The sequence below is a fragment of the Chryseobacterium sp. POE27 genome, from assembly GCF_039727685.1.
Taxonomy (GTDB): Bacteria; Bacteroidota; Bacteroidia; order Flavobacteriales; family Weeksellaceae; genus Chryseobacterium.
The window spans coordinates 1,728,990-1,744,759 of sequence record NZ_CP152475.1 but is presented as its reverse complement, the minus strand read 5'-3'; the positions used below and the strand labels follow the sequence as shown (position 1 = coordinate 1,744,759).

The 15,770-nt window shown below is 32.0% G+C and carries 12 protein-coding genes; 3 read left to right on the top strand and 9 right to left on the bottom strand.

From position 1 onward, the window contains the following. Window positions 1-149 precede the first annotated feature (149 nt). Genes AAHI02_RS08240 through AAHI02_RS08205 form a run of 8 tightly spaced genes read right to left on the bottom strand, consistent with a single transcriptional unit; the run spans window position 150 to window position 11,321 of the window. The gene (locus AAHI02_RS08240) at window positions 150-1,070 is read right to left on the bottom strand and encodes a hypothetical protein (protein WP_346986221.1); all 921 of its coding nucleotides are present in this window, start codon (window positions 1,068-1,070) and stop codon (window positions 150-152) included. Then, a complete protein-coding gene (locus AAHI02_RS08235; protein ID WP_346986220.1) occupies window positions 1,057-2,268 on the bottom strand; it encodes a hypothetical protein in 1,212 nt (403 codons plus the stop codon). Before AAHI02_RS08235 ends, AAHI02_RS08240 begins: the two co-directional genes overlap by 14 nt. Beyond that, window positions 2,255-3,412, bottom strand: a complete 1,158-nt coding sequence (locus tag AAHI02_RS08230) for a hypothetical protein (RefSeq protein WP_346986219.1) — start codon at window positions 3,410-3,412, stop codon at window positions 2,255-2,257. Before AAHI02_RS08230 ends, AAHI02_RS08235 begins: the two co-directional genes overlap by 14 nt. Beyond that, window positions 3,363-4,229 carry a hypothetical protein gene (locus AAHI02_RS08225; RefSeq protein ID WP_346986218.1) on the bottom strand — a complete coding sequence of 289 codons (867 nt, stop codon included), beginning with the start codon at window positions 4,227-4,229 and terminating at the stop codon, window positions 3,363-3,365. The genes AAHI02_RS08230 and AAHI02_RS08225 overlap by 50 nt, the downstream gene beginning before the upstream one ends. Further along, window positions 4,226-4,900: a hypothetical protein gene (locus tag AAHI02_RS08220; RefSeq protein ID WP_346986217.1), complete on the bottom strand. Its 675-nt coding sequence runs from the start codon at window positions 4,898-4,900 to the stop codon at window positions 4,226-4,228. Before AAHI02_RS08220 ends, AAHI02_RS08225 begins: the two co-directional genes overlap by 4 nt. Further along, window positions 4,876-6,246, bottom strand: a complete 1,371-nt coding sequence (locus tag AAHI02_RS08215) for a hypothetical protein (RefSeq protein ID WP_346986216.1) — start codon at window positions 6,244-6,246, stop codon at window positions 4,876-4,878. The genes AAHI02_RS08220 and AAHI02_RS08215 overlap by 25 nt, the downstream gene beginning before the upstream one ends. 46 nt (window positions 6,247-6,292) lie before the next feature. Then, a complete protein-coding gene (locus tag AAHI02_RS08210; protein WP_346986215.1) occupies window positions 6,293-7,276 on the bottom strand; it encodes a caspase family protein in 984 nt (327 codons plus the stop codon). Beyond that, entirely contained in the window at window positions 7,218-11,321 is a 4,104-nt protein-coding gene (locus tag AAHI02_RS08205; protein ID WP_346986214.1) for an RNA-binding domain-containing protein, read from the bottom strand. Before AAHI02_RS08205 ends, AAHI02_RS08210 begins: the two co-directional genes overlap by 59 nt. 268 nt (window positions 11,322-11,589) lie before the next feature. On the opposite strand from AAHI02_RS08205, the gene AAHI02_RS08200 reads away from it, so the two are divergent. The 3 genes from AAHI02_RS08200 to AAHI02_RS08190 all read left to right on the top strand — a co-directional run bounded on the left by AAHI02_RS08200 (window position 11,590) and on the right by AAHI02_RS08190 (window position 14,687). Further along, window positions 11,590-11,739, top strand: coding sequence for a hypothetical protein (locus tag AAHI02_RS08200; RefSeq protein WP_346986213.1), 150 nt, complete (start codon window positions 11,590-11,592; stop codon window positions 11,737-11,739). A gap of 501 nt (window positions 11,740-12,240) precedes the next feature. Continuing rightward, on the top strand, window positions 12,241-13,284 hold the full coding sequence (locus AAHI02_RS08195; protein ID WP_346986212.1) for a hypothetical protein: 1,044 nt from the start codon (window positions 12,241-12,243) through the stop codon (window positions 13,282-13,284). Next, window positions 13,272-14,687, top strand: coding sequence for a S8 family serine peptidase (locus AAHI02_RS08190; protein WP_346986211.1), 1,416 nt, complete (start codon window positions 13,272-13,274; stop codon window positions 14,685-14,687). The genes AAHI02_RS08195 and AAHI02_RS08190 overlap by 13 nt, the downstream gene beginning before the upstream one ends. Here AAHI02_RS08190 and AAHI02_RS08185 read toward each other — a convergent pair. Next, window positions 14,575-15,702 carry an ATP-binding protein gene (locus AAHI02_RS08185; protein WP_346986210.1) on the bottom strand — a complete coding sequence of 376 codons (1,128 nt, stop codon included), beginning with the start codon at window positions 15,700-15,702 and terminating at the stop codon, window positions 14,575-14,577. The two genes, AAHI02_RS08190 and AAHI02_RS08185, sit on opposite strands and share 113 nt — an antisense overlap. Window positions 15,703-15,770: the final 68 nt, after the last annotated feature.

Below are 15,770 nucleotides of genomic sequence, written 5' to 3'. Positions count from 1 at the left end.
CTATTTTATTGAAGATTTAAATAAATTATCATATTTAAGTATTTAATAAATCCTTGTTAATGATTTAGGTTTAACCTATCAAAATTTCAAATCAGGTTAACATTATGGCTGCCGATCGTACCTCACAAACAAGTTGTCGATAGCCTTAGTTAAAATGCTTCATCTTCTAACATTTCCAATAGCAGGTTCGCTTCTTCAATAATCCATTCATCACGCTGAATCAAACCATTTAGAATGATTTTTTGAGTATCAGCTAGCAGCAAGTCAATGTTCTTATCTCCAATATTTTCCCATCTACTAAGATGTTCTGTCTCTTTAATTGTTTTTGGGGCGGCGTTAGGAGTTAGCAGTGTAATACTTGGTATTTTCTCTTTTACCAAAGGATAAATAATAAATAGCCCATCATAATCCCAGTCACACGAATAATAAATGGGCAAGCCTCTGGTATCTGCGTAATCCAGTTTGGTAATATTTTTACCACCGGCATACCACAGTTCGATATGATTTGCCCGGGCCAAAGTCGGGCGCTTTAAAAAATCAATATTTTCACACAATACGATGCATTTTGGATGGTAACATTCCAGTACATACTTGTATTGCAAATCTTTATCATCAGCTAACTCTTGAATGTTTAAAATTATTTTTACAGTATTGATTAAAGCGTCTTTTCCTAATAAATACTTTTCATTTTTGAAAAACATAAGCGATACAATTCTCACAGTAGCTTCATTTTTTATAATCTGTTCGCGCAAGGGTTCGAGATTACCATTATCCATATCCTCTTTTATGCTTATAAGTATTTGAATGTCTTTTTCGTCAAAGCGGATCCAAGGCTTTAGAAGATTATTTTCAGTTAGGAAAGTTATATATTGATTATATTTTTCCAGATAATCTTTTTCGTATATTTTATCAAAGTCTTCTAAAACGAAAAGGGTTGTATGTGACCGGTCAAGCACGCTTAATGAATTGATCAAATAATTGATTTCACCACTTTGTTTTAAAGTTTCATTCAATTTTACTTCACCAGTCTTATATAAACTATTTAATGCTCTTAATTCAATCCAATTCATCTCTCTCTAATTGGTTTATGTAAATATTCAGATCTTCGTTATTATCATTGGTTTTAAAATATGAAGCCGAAGGATAATGATTGATGTTATCATCTTTATTTCCTTTAATTAGGTGATGCGCATACCATTCGTCAGACAGTCCTATATTGAAGGTATGGGGGGCCATCGTAATAATTTGGTACTGAAATTCTTTTGCGATCGCAGGAAAAGTATTGAAATTAGTATTATCCAGACTTCCCAATTCTTCTAAAATAATAAATCGTAAGCCATCACGTTTTTCCTTTTGTACAGCTGATAGCCTTGCGATACCCAGGAGTGCAATAGCAGAGTAGGTTTCTCCTGTACTTCCTGGCACTTCTGTTCCAAACTGATCGGTAAGTTTGGCAGAAAGTTCAAAATACGTTTTGGGATTTAGCAGTTTATCAATTGGCACTGAATTTTTAATTTTCGCCTGCTTTTTGAAAAATTCCTCTATAAAATCAACAATAGATTGTCCAAATTGTAACTCTCCCTTCGTCGCGGTATTTCTCACTTCATACGCCATTTGCCGGATGTAATCGATCTTTATTTCTTTATTCGGCTCAAATTTAAGATTGAAATAAAATTTATTGCTGATTTTACGATCAACAAAAAATGTATTGATTCTTTTGACCTGGCTTTCATATTTTTCATACCGTTCGGTGGTTTTACTGAATATTTTGAACATGTTATCTCTAATACCATTAGCGATAGTATTCCGAGTTTGATTGGCTTCATTCAAAGCGGTGGCAATATCATCCGTAGATTTAATCCTATTTCCTAATAATGCTTCTTCCAAAACCCTGAATGAAAAACTCTGGTCTTTAATAGTTAATTGTACTGCTGGATTCTTCTGATTACTCGTTTCCTCAAATGAATTAGAAATGACGATAAATGCTGTTTTATATTCTTCCCACAACTCATTATGAACCTGCTCTAGTTCTTCTGCGTTCTGAAATACCAGTGGAAAGACGTCTATGTTTTCTTGGAAATGATTATAATAAATACTAGTAAGCGTATTAAATGTCGTTTGCTTATTTGTTAAATTACCGATGATTATTTGTAAATCCTGTTTATCACGTTGTATATTACTTTCCAGAGTTCTGAGCTTTGTTTGTTTAACCCCTTTTTGTTCATAAAACATATCTTTCCTATCGCTCCATTCTTTACGAACCTTCAACAACTCCTTTTTTTACGACTTCAGGCTCATCATATTTAACCTTAAACTGGCTTTTGATTTCCAATAGTTCTTCTTCCTCTCTTTTTTTTAGCGATTGCAATTGTGAGGTCTTTTCATCAATCTGTAAGATACAGGCTACTGCATTTTTCATTTTTTCAATATTGCTAAAAACAGCAATAGAGATATCAAAGGAATAGTCAAATAGATTTACATCGTAAATCCTTCCATCGGAAATATTCTGTAATGCTTCTAGCTTGATATTTATTGAACTGATTTCAGTGCTCAACTTTTGAATTAGTTGCCTTAAAGATTTTTCCAGATTTGTCTTGTCTTCTAACAGCATTACATCTGGATTAAATTGTATAAATTGATATAGTGCACCCAGTTTTACCCAAAAACCTTCTTCAGATAGGGTTGCTTTAAAATTATTAATCAGCTCATCAGGGTTGATATATTGAGATGAATTGTTAGGATTAGACATTTCAGAAATCGGTTTGGTTGCATAATACAAAACCGTCTGTAATTGTTCATGACCAAACTGGGGTAGATTCTTAATGTACCAGTTTAAAAGTCCATTCTCATCGTTGTCTTGCAATAGCCCTAATAGTCTTTCTTTGGTTGTTTTATCATTTTTTAATGATGATTTCAATTCATCCAAAATCTCCAATTGCTCTTTTCTGATTCGGATAATATTTTCAAATGTTTTATACTTTTCCAGATAAGGTTTCGCAAAAGTAATTTCTCTTTTAATATCTTCATTGTTTCTGCTTAAAACATCAATTCTCTGTATCTCATTTAACCAGCTGTCATCTACTTCAGGGTGAATAAACATTTTAAGTTCGTCGATATCTTTACTCAACTTTTCTATACTGTTGGAGAGGTCTTGATAGCGGCTGAACATATTAAAGTTTGTATCGGCTTCATCGTAACTTTTTTGTATTACTTCTTCTTCTGCCGGAAGATTTTCAACAACTGCTTTTAGGTCATTAAATTCAGCTTCTTGGATCTTTAGTAGTGTCTTTCCTTCTGATTCTCTTTTTTCTAATTGCTTTAGTTCTATATAGGTGTTTTGTAATTCAGCTTGTTTAAAAGATTTAAATTTTACTTTGTGAGATTGTTCCAACTCCCGTAAGCTGGTTAACATTTTTTTGCTTGTTGGACAAATTTTCAATGTCTTTATTTAAGCTTTCATATTCACGCAATATCTTCTCAAGTTCAGCCTGTTCTTTTTGAAAGTTTGCCAAAATATCTTCATCTGATTCTTCAAAGAGAAACTCCTTTAGGTTTTTAGACGCCTGATTACCACTTAGATTGAGTGTCTTTGCTTTGGAAAAAGACTGGATTACCTTAGCAAAGGCTTTTAAGTTTTTATCCTGGCTAAGGTTGAGCGGCAGTATCTTTTTGTCATAAAGAAATTTGTAATACTTGCTGACCTCTTCATTATTACTGAAATAATTTAATCGAAGCTGATGCTTTTCATGAAGAAATATGGCCAAATCCTTTAAGTCTAGTATTTCTTCATTCTTTTCATATACTTTTAATAAATTTTTCGCAAAAAGTAAATCTTGTTTCTTAAGGGTCAGCTCGCTTATATCTACGCTAATATCTGCCTGCTTGGTTATTACAAATGGAATAATACGCCTTCCTTTCTGGCTGTTGATTTGTATTCCAATAGTGATGAACTGACCAGGATCGACTTCAATATTCAAAAAGCAATAGGCCCATTTTGTTTGATAGGGAAGTGTGTTAATCTGCCGATCTTCGGTTTTTATCCCATCTGTGCCGAATTTTATCAGGTCTTTGTCATATACAAAAATCATCTGAAGTAGATCTGCTATGATGGATTTTCCAACACCGTTCGAGCCAATAAAATCAGTTCTTATAGGATGAAAAACATAATCATGTTTGAAATGCTTAAGGATACCAACTGTTGATAAGGAATAAATTCTCGGATAATTCATAGCGAATCGTCGTTTCTAAGTTGCTGACTAAAGGCCTCAAAATTCTGGAGTTCCTGATTATACAATTTGGCTAAACGGTGAATGGCCGGACGGATTTCGAAAACCAGTTCTTCACTTTTACCTGATTGTTTTTCGACCCAACCCATTTTATCAAAATTATCTATCGTTTTGCTGAATTTTCCGTGAACCTCGTTCCACTCTTTTTCATCATAAGATTCCCGAATGTCATTAAGTAAAATCCTTTTATATGCTTCCTGGTGATCGCTTTCTAATATTTGTATTTTGATATCGTTCCAGTGTATAATCTTTTCTTCATCGAAATACCTTTGATAATACATATCCAGAAGCGTTAATCCAACCAGTGTTTGCAATGGAGTAAGTTCTCTATTGCGGCTTGAATAGTTTAATTTTCCCTTCTCATTTTCTGTAAAATCCAGATAATAATATCGGCTTCGATCAAAAATATCAGCCACGAGGTTGAGCCTGTACAAGTTCCTGTAAAAATTTTTCCATTGTGCTTCATAACTTTCCAGTACTGTATAGGCTACATAATACTTTTGATCAATATGCTTGCCCGACAACAATAATATGTTGATGTCCGCAAAATGTTTTTCAATTGATTCTTCAGCCAAGAAAGAATAATCGCTTATTTCATAATTTTCGTTTTCCATAGGGATAGATTTTGTTGAGGTAAGGAAATGATTTTTTGTTCTATATCTATGCTTGCCTTATTATTTTCAGATACGTAAGCGATCATGCGGGAAGCCACCAGGTAGGCGACAGATAAATCCTTTTCAGTATGCAAAACCATATTCATCAGCTCATCTACCGCCAGTTGCCCTCTGTCTTCAAGCATATTTTTGGCTTTTTCTACCCACTGATTAATGATTTGCTGCCGGCTGATTTCTTTTTCTATCTTATCCTTCTCAATACGCTCATACCTCTCATCTGCCTCAACGCTTATAATGTAATTGGGTTGTGGCTGCTCAAATTCGTAATACCTTGCGTAAAACATTCGCACAGGTTCATGCACCAGCTGTTTGAGCGGAAAATTATTACTAAACTTATTACTAAACCGAACACCATCCGAAGTGTATTCAGATATTTCCAGCATGGTACGGTGTAATTTTTTGAGTTGCAGCCTAAAGAAGGCACGGGCAGAAAACTGCTCCTGCAATTCAGTTAATTTTTCACTGGCATGGTTAATCTGCCTGCGTATAATGTGTACTTTGAGGTCTACCGAATTGAAAAAATTTCTGATATCTGTATAAATGTCCTGCGCTTTTTCCCAATCAGCTCTGCTTTTTTGAATATCGTTAGGACTAAACTTTCCATCGTCTTCCAGTTTTCTGTAAAAATAGTCAACTACCGAAAGTAAACTGCTAAGAAATTGGTCTTTAAAAATGATCGCTTCCGTAATATCCTCTGCTCTTTGTCCAAATTTTTTAAAAATAATAGTAAAATTTTGGACTAAAGAAGTAGCACTCTGCTCGTCTTCCTTCCTAAGAATATCGTTTAACGCTTTGTAAGCCTCCCGCAATTCATCTTCTAAGGCTTCGAGATGATCAATTATAATTTTTTTTGAACCCTGAATAAATATCCTTCCGAATTTTCTTTCCAGTTCGTCAATAGTTTCGGTTTCTCCATATCGTATGGTAAAAGAGTCTTGGATACTTTTTTTGAGCGGAAGGTCTTTGTGAGAATTTTCTAATTTGCCTATCATCAAACCTACTACATCTTTTGCATACTCCGTTAGATAATACTTCCATGGCTCATCAGGGATGTTACGCAGGAAATAGTGAAAGAGCTGATCTTTAATATTGTTCCATGGACGAATGTTTTCCAGGTTGAATTCAGATTTGATATCTGAAAGGATGTCGTTAATTTCTTTTTGGGTGAAGTATTCCTCAATTTCACGGTTTTTAATTTTTTCGTAAAGAACAATAACCAAATAGCCCCCATCAAGTTTTGGAGGAAGAAGGAGATCATATTTGTTGTATAGTTCTTTATTGCTCATTAATGTCAGTTTTTGTTTATTAGTGCTACATAATAACTATTCGCTATTAAAGTTTAGACTCAGCAATAACATTTTCAAAGCTTGAATCAAATATTGTTTTTGGATTCTGATGCTTTCCAAGTTCATTCATTGCATATTCGGATACATTGGTCGAAAGATAATCGCTAAGTAATCTATCCGTAATATATCTATTAGCTTTAATTACTTCAGGGATATTACCACTTATAGCTTCCGAGAGATGATACGTCCATATGCCATTTCTTAGATTGTCACTTGAATATGAGCTTTGCCCTGATTGACATGATAAAAACGTAGCATAATGCGGGAAATCATTAGAAAGTAACAATAGTTCTTCTTCGTTAATATTAGAAATTTGGTTTCTTTCATTTTCATCTTGAAAACTTTGTGCGCAGGCGTCTATAAAAATAAGTGCATTTTTACATTTAGATTTTTGTAGTGGATCTAATAAAATTCTTCTTAATGAAACTGCCGTTTCAGGTATGTTACTTTTAAGCATATCGTAGGTTGACAAATAATTAGTTATACCATTATGAAAGCCGTGTCCTACATAGTAAAAAATTAATCGATCAGTTTCGGTTAAGTAATGAAAGAGTTGTTTTAACTCATATTCTATTGAACTTTTCAGAGCCTCTTCATTTATAAACGTGTAGATTTCATCTTCTTTTACGTCTAAATTATTTATTAGTATATCCTTAAACCTTTGGCAATCAGAATTTGCATACTTAACAGGTGATATATTATTTTTTGGAAAATAGTCTTCAATCCCAATTATAATTGCAATTGTTTTATTAAAGCTTGGAACATGTAATGTTATTCCAGATTCGGCTGATGTTTCTTCTACAAATGATTTAGATTCCTTTCTTATGTATTTTTTGTTGTCAAGTAAAATATCAGTTTCTGATTTAGTAGTCTTGATCATAAAAATAGATTTATCTGCTATCTGTACCCAGTCATATTCTATATGTGGAATAGGTTGAAGTAATGAAATCGCTTTTTTTAGTGATTTCATCAATTCTGAAATCATTACTTAGACCTACCATCTCATTGTTATTCAGATTTATCTCCTTAATTCCAAAAATCAATGATCCCCCATTAGAATTTGCAAATGATGAAATAATTTGAGCTATCTTTTGTGGAACAAATGGAACTGCATTAAATTCTAATTCTTCATTCTTGGGAGTAGTTAGTAGTGCATCAAGTTCTGAGTAAGAAACATGAATATTCTTCACTGGAATTTTATTAATACCGGTTTTTTTTAGTAACTGACCCAATGTTACTTGTTTAGGTGCGTGTAAACCGTCTTCACACCATAATTCAGCATCGACATATTCAAGAACATCAAACTCCGAAGTATAGTATAACAAGATGAAATCATCATCGGATGGTCTTGCTACAACTGTTATTTCATTTCCATTTTTTTTAATGCCTCCAATTACACTTTCTGCAATTATATAATGTTCATTACAATCATATTCTGAAAGGGTTTGAAGATATTTAATAACATTCTTTAAAGCTCTATCTATAATACTTTTGGCATAATTTAATGAGTCAAAATCGGACTTTGATAAATGATAGAAATCGGAAGGTATAATAGATTTATCAGCTGTTTTTTTTACTTGATAAAAGTCATCGTGATTATTTTCAATATTACGTGTAATATCTGTACCACTAACTTTTTCAGGGATGTCAATATTTTCTTGAGTAAAATGTTGCTGTATTTCGCTTTCGCTTGATCTTAGCAAAAAGTCCAATTTCTTGTCGTGACCCAACAGATAAAAATATCGGCATAGGATTTCAGGTAATTTCAATAAAACACTATTGCTATTCCACGGATTTGTGACAAAAAGGTTTAAGTTATTAAAATGAACATTTACATTCTTTATAAAATCAACATCGGCATATTTAATTTTGAGCTCATCAGCTTGAAAAACATTGAGCAGATTAATATTATACTCAAGATTTTCTAATGAATCTCTAGTATTGTGATCGTTTGATTGATTCTCAATCCATGCTTTGAAGTATGGAGCAATTGACTTCAATTTATCAATCAAATTGGAACAAATTTCTTCTTTGGAATGAATCAATTCGAAATCACCTTCTCTCAATATTTTTATTTTAAGACACTCTAAGAAAAATTCTAAAGACGAAGACTGCTTGTTTTCAGCGTTAACAGCTAAAAAAGGAAATTGATCTTGAAAAATTGATTCATTGCCATCTACGAAAAATTTAAGCTGGCGACATTCAACAAAAACATTTTTAGTGCTTAGTAGATAGCCATTAGCTACCCATTCCTCAACTATTAAAATATCTTCGTGACTCCAATTAGTGCATTGATCTAATAGAATTTTATATATGGATTGAATGCGAGTGACATTCTCTGTCTTTACTTTACCATCTTTGTTAGTATCAGAAGCTATCTTCGTTAATATTTCTAAGTAATCTTCTAATAATAATTTTGTTTTGAAATTAAAAAAGGCTTTCCAATCTTGAGTTAGCTCGTCTTCAAAAAATATTGGTAAATAGCTTCCTGCTACACTAAGAATATCTTCAGCGTTAATATATACCGCACTTGCTTTCTTACGTGAATTCATCAGAGTGGGAATACAATCATTATTTTGGATATACCACTTTAAATAGTTTTCAACTTCATTACCTTCAGTTCTTCCTCGCTTCCCTTGTTGCCCCCAATATGCTATTGCTGGAGTATTAAAATCTTCAATACTTATATTTTTAATAACATCTGACCAAAATATTTTTAAAAACTTGATGTGGTTGGATTTGGCAAGAAAAAGTAAAGTTGTTAATCCTGAATATTCATCTGCTCTAAATGTCGATAGAAAAGGTGTAAAACATTTATCTTCTTCTTCGAAATAATCATTTAAAAATTGATATTGTTGAGTTAACTCTAACTTGCTCGTTTTAGGATATGATATAGCTGTGATACCATCTTTCACACCGATCATTTTAAAGAAGCGTCTCCACTCATCTTTTTCAGCATTATCAGACAAATAGCTTTCACTGATAAAAATATCATCCTGGAGCTCCTTTTGTAATTTAAGCCTTGGATTATAGGTGTCGGAAAAATAGCAACGTCTTGCTGGTAGTAGACTGCCTTTACTGGTAAGTAGTTTGAGTTCAGATAGTTTTTCAAGCTCATCTTTGCCAATTTCATTTTTACTATAGAGACTAAAAATAGTCGATATAGTTCCCAATGTATTTTCGAGATTACTATACACAGATGCATTAGCAATGATAGTTTTTCTGAGATAAGAAAGATCTGTTTTTTCAATTACACCTATCTTTTCTAACCAATTCCGTGTTTCAGGATTTTGTAGTAAAAATTTTTGAACATCGGCATGCAAAAACGAAATTTCACTATCGGTGTCATCCCAATTTTCATCGTCAGGTGTAGGGAAATAAATATTGGATGGAGGAAGAATATTCTCTTTATGATCGAGAATAAAAGGCCAATTCTTAATTCTACTTTCAATAATATTCTTTGGATTCTCTATTTCGCATTGTTGTTTAAAAAATTGAATTAGCTGAATATTATTAATAGTAGAATGACTTTTTAGGAAAGTTTTTGATGCTAACAATTTTGGCACATCTTCCCAATCAAAAATAATAACACCACTGTTTTTCAAAATTTTAACATATTCGGTGTACGGTAGAAAAGGATTTGTATGAATTGTTTGACTGTTATTTTTATCAATGACAAATTCTCTTGTAGCACTTTCAGTAATAAAAGTTTTTTTTGAAATTGAAGTAATGTCAATTATTGCTTGATTAACTTTAATTAATTCATTTTTATTTGAAAGAATAAAAGGAATTGAGTTGAAAGCACTTGATAAACCATCTTGATAAGACGAAGCTAAAATATTACTGATAGATAGTTTTATTGGTATCAATTCATAAGCACTCTGTCCAAATTTTCCACATACCAATTCTGAGATCCAATTTAATAATTCAGAAGGAATACTTTTAAAAAGCCATTTATTCCATTTTGAGTCTTCATGTAATGTCTCTCTATTTGCACTCATCACAAAGCTACTATTAACTAAGACAGGAAAAGCATATTTTGTTTCTTCAGTAGGAAGATATGAATAAAGTAATCTTTCGTCACTGCTAAGCTTTTGGATAGTATCTTGATCTATTTTTGCTGCAAATGTTAACTCCGTTTCGGTCGCATTCAAAAGTTTATCCGGAATATTCTTTTCTTCTTCTAACTTTAATCTTATTTCTTTTGGAACTTTTACTTTAACAGATTTAATTATCCATGAAAACTTAGTACTTCCATTCTGTTTTATTTCAACAGTTGCTGAGCCTTGTTCTCTATTTAAAGTAATAACATTTGGAGTTCTTAAATTAAAGTCTAATTCTTGTATGTTTTTAAGAAATAAAAACATATTGACATTTGATGATAATTCTTCAACTGCTTTTTTAACTTCATGTTTGCCTTTTGATAATAAAATAATTGTTGCTACTGTATACCCTCCATGATTTATAAAGGTGTTGATTCTTTCATCAACCTCTTCTGGTTCGGTATATATTGGTATAATTTGCCAGGGATAATAAAATAATCTATCATTATCTTTTTCCCAATTTTGCTGACTATCTCCCCATTTAGTATTCCATTCGAAAGGATAATTTGAATCAAATCTAAAATAATCTCCATTTGAATAAATAACTACATTATCTGATTGCCCAAATACAGCTTTAAAACCTATACCTTTATAACCTGTTTTTTCAATTGACTTTTTTTTAGTTCCATCACTAACACCGCAGATGCCTCTTAAATCTCTTTTGTCAAAAGGTTTGCCAGTATGTGCTACAACTAGAAAATCATCAAAAAGCCTTATTCCTACCTTTACTGACACTCCTGGTATTACTGAGTCATCAGCATTTTGTAGTAATTCATAAACAAACCTTTTTGAATCAGTATAAAGATCAACAGATAAAGATTTTAATGATTCAGCCTGATTTATTGCATGTTCAGGTTCAGCATAACCTGTATTTTTTCTAAAAATTTCTTCGATATCACTTTTTAAACTCATATTAATTTTTGTTTCTCGTTAGATGGTTTTCTTGCATATACGGAGGATGGACTCTACAAATTTCTAGTTTAATACAAATATCTTTTTTTAGATAGATTGGAGCTGTTGAAGATATCGCCACTAATCAGCAGTACCTCGATTTTTTCGGCTATAAATTTTTCTACCGGCCAATTCAGAAATTGCTGATGTTCGTAGCTGCGGTCATATTAGTGAAACAGCTGACTAATATGCCAGTCTGCAGTGTCTAGAAATTTCATAATATGATTTTATGAAAATAAATATTGCCTCAAACAGCGGACTAGGCAAAAAAGAGTTGCCTATAATGACCAAGAAATTAAGTAAAGCTTTTGCTCAAATTAAATGGAGATTGTCTATTTGGTTTATTCATGATGAGTCGTTATTAGTTGTTGCAATTTAATAATTAATTCGTAACCGCAGATGAATTTAAAAGTAATTTATGAACTTTAATAGAATATTATGTTTCAAAATACCCTTTCAAAAGTAGCGATATAATAAAATGGTGACTTACGGAAAACAGTAAGAGCATAATTTTTTTTTATATATTTAAACTATACCTTAGGAATTCAAATATATTAGAAAATATAAATGTATAATCTTCTACCTCTTCATTTTGCTCTATCTTGGAAACTGTTCTGCTGGCTTACGCCAGGTTCGCTAACAAGATAATTCTGCGTGATTCCACATAATATTCTACATTACTGACAGGATCGACTATTATCTTTATTAACATACGCCTGCGATTTACTCATTTGTATAATATTAGACTTTTAATTATACAAGAAGTACAGATTCTCATATTCAAACACTAAAATGCTTTTCTTATCTTTACATTTCAATAAAAACACTATTTTGATATATTTTGTAAATTAAATAAGTCTAAAAACTATTAACTAAATTAATGGCAAATAAATCTCATCTTAAATTCTTAAGCGAAAAACAACTATCTGAAATCAAAGATTTCAAATATAATTATGGCTTTGATAGTAATAAAGAGGATGAAGACGCTGCACCTAAAAACTATTTTAGGCTGGCTACATCTTTAAGAGTGGATATTACGAGATTTACTGCAGATGTAGAAGAAAAAAAGAATCTGAAAGATACTACTCTAGAAATTCCGTATAATATAGATTATGTAAAGATTGCTTTTCAAGACCAATTTGTTATCAATAAATATTTTCAGGATTATTATAATGATTTCGGTTTGGAAGCAACAGCCTTTTATGATTTTGCTAAAAAAGGATTATTTGCAGTAGTTGACCGTGACAAGTTTCAAACCTTTATCACAAATGTCAATAATTTTATTTTGCATGCATTAGATAACAATCAAAATGTGAAATACTCTAATTATGTTAAATATATTTCAGGATTTAAATTGCTAAAAGCAAATGACATACTGAAAGTTAGATTAGAAAATATTGGAGAATTTGTTTACTTATCCTTAATAGATTTACCATTAGACGAAGCGGTAAAACAAGAGCTCGTACAGTCATTAATTGCGTATATTGAAAGCTCAGGTATAGTGTATAAGCACGATGTCGAAAATGATAGAATTGAATTGCAAAATCCAATACCCGAACAAATTCAAAAGATTATTCAAAACTTTGATATAATTGAAAGTGTTACAAGTTCTGCATTTACTACAATTAGACCAAGCGAGTTTAATACAGTTCAACGCCAATTTGGTTTCGATATTCAAAATGTTGGCGATGATTTACCAATTGTTGGGATTGTTGATACCGGTATTGCTCATCAAACTGCTTTAGCTCCATTAATTATCGACGACACAACTTTCACACTTGCAGGAAGCCCATTAATAGACCAGGCAGGTAGAAATAGATTAGGTCACGGAACAGCCGTAGCTGGATTAGTGGCTTTAGGAAGACTTAATCATAGAAATAATTTTGAAAATGAGGTACGGCAGATGCAAAGTTGCTTTCTATAAAAATAAGCGATAACGGAAGTGGTTATATTTCGGAGATTGATTTAGTGAATATGCTATATGATGCCAAAGATAAATATCCTCAAATCAGATTGTTTACCTTAACAACTTGCTACAGTAGCTTTATGTATAAGAATGAAACATTTTCTGACTATACCTATTCATTAGATAAATTTGCCTACGAAACAAACAGCTTGATTTTTATTTGTACAGGTAACAATGAAAATTGTATTAATGAAAATACGAGTTATGATTTGTCTTATTTCCACGGAGACCATACCAATCTATCAACACCTGCGGATAGCATGAACAATGTTACGGTTGGTGCAGCAGCTGATAATTTAAAGGATGGCGCATTTTTAGGCATCGCATCAGGCCGAGAATTTCCAACACTCTACACCAGAAAAGGTCATATAGATTTGTCAGTGATTTACAATCCTAAAAAAACAAATAAAAACTACTTCAAACCAGATGTAATTGAAAGTGGTGGCGATATGGGTTATTACAATGCCAATACTTTAGACTGGATGGATGAACCTGCGTTAACATTATTATCGGCTCGTCCAGAAATAGGAATTATGCAGGAAGTGGGTACAAGTTTCGCTGCTCCATTAACAGCTAATCTTGCAGCAAAAATTATAAAAAATTATCCTTCTTTATCCAATGAAAGTGTAAAAGCGCTTATCATTAATGGCGCATCATTGAACTTAGTACCTTTTGGAATAGACGTATCAAAGTTGAGAAATAGAGTAATTGGCAACGGCTTAGTAGATGATTTGAAAAGTTTATATTCTGATGAGAATTCAGCGACAATGATATTGGAAGATGTTATTGGCAATGGCAAGATTAGAATTTATCCTATCAATTTTCCTGAATATTTGGTTAATGATGATTTAGGAAAAAAACGAGGCATTTTGAAAGTTACAGCTACATTGTGTTTCAAATTTTTGCCGATTAAAAATAATCAGCTGTCTTATAATCCTATTCATATGGCTTTCAGTATTTTCAAAAATCATTCTGCAGAAGATATAATGAAAGCTGATGAAAAAGCTTCATCAAAGCTTAAAACAACATTATCCTGGTCGGAAAATGGTAGATATGTATCAAAGCCATTACCGTATTCTAATACTCAAAAAATATTTCTAAATGTAAATGTAGATGATTTGAATAGTGAAGGAAATACTTTCAAGCTGGCTGTTCACGCTAAATTATCTGAACAGGTGGTGGGTGGTTTACCAGAAGATTATCCTACAGAATTTCCTTTCTCAATAGTTTTATCTATTGAGGAAACAATCAAAAATAATTCAGGAAAATTGTACGATGAAATTCAGTTAATAAACCAACTTGAAGTAATACAAGACCTTGATATTGATGCAGGACTTGAAGCTGGAGAATTAGACGTTTAAAGAATGTTTTTTCAGTTTCCACAAGTGTTTTCCAAATACTTGTATTGATTTGAGCGGAAAGTAAATTCTTAGGTTCGGTAGAAGCAAACAAAGTTCTTTTGATAGCAGTAATCAAGGTTTTTTGGATGCTGTAGTAAGATAAGCCAATAGATTGTTTAATAATTCTGTTGGCAGCGGCTTTATTATCGAATTTAAAATTGCCATTTTTCAACGTCAATTCAATTAGTTTTTTAATATCAGCTTCATTCGGTAATTCAAACCCAATGATGTTATCAAATCTTCTTAGCAAAGCATCATCCAACATATCTTTTTGATTTGTTGCTGCTATAACAATGCTACTTTGAGGAAGATAATCAAACAATTGAAGTATTGTATTCACAACACGTTTCATTTCGCCGTGGTCTTGGCTATAATCTCTTATTTTACCTAAACTATCAAATTCATCAAGGAAAATAATACAATCTTCTGTAGCTGCTTTTTTGAATATTTTAGATAGATTTTTACTGGTTTCGCCTAATTTAGAAGAAACGATAGCACCTAAATTAATAACCACCATCATTTTATCCAATTCGCCTGCAATAACATAGGAAGCAAGAGTTTTTCCGCAACCCGAAGGTCCGTACAAAAGTAATTTATTAGAAACTGGTAAATCAAATTGTTGTAAGATTTCTATCTTATGGTGTTCCTCAATAAAAAACTTTAGTTCAGTATATATCTTTTCGTTGGCAATGATATTATCTAATGAGTAATCAGAAGTGATTTTCTCTAAAATAAGTTCGGATAACTCTTTATCTTCAATTCTATTGAGATGAGTTTCTGAGCCAACTTTTGTTAATCCGTTAGACTTTTGGAGTCTTAAGCTATCCTTTAAAATAGATTGAAGTTGAATAGCGAAATTGAGCTTCTTTGTTTTTTTTGAATGCTCAATTAATTCGTTCAGCACAGTTAATAGGCGTTCCTGGTCATTTTCAAGACCATATTTCGCTATCTCTTTTATGTAATCTAACTGTGCCATTTCTTACTGCAAAGGTAACTTTTTTTGCTTAATAAAAATATGACAATATAACAAATAATACAACTGGG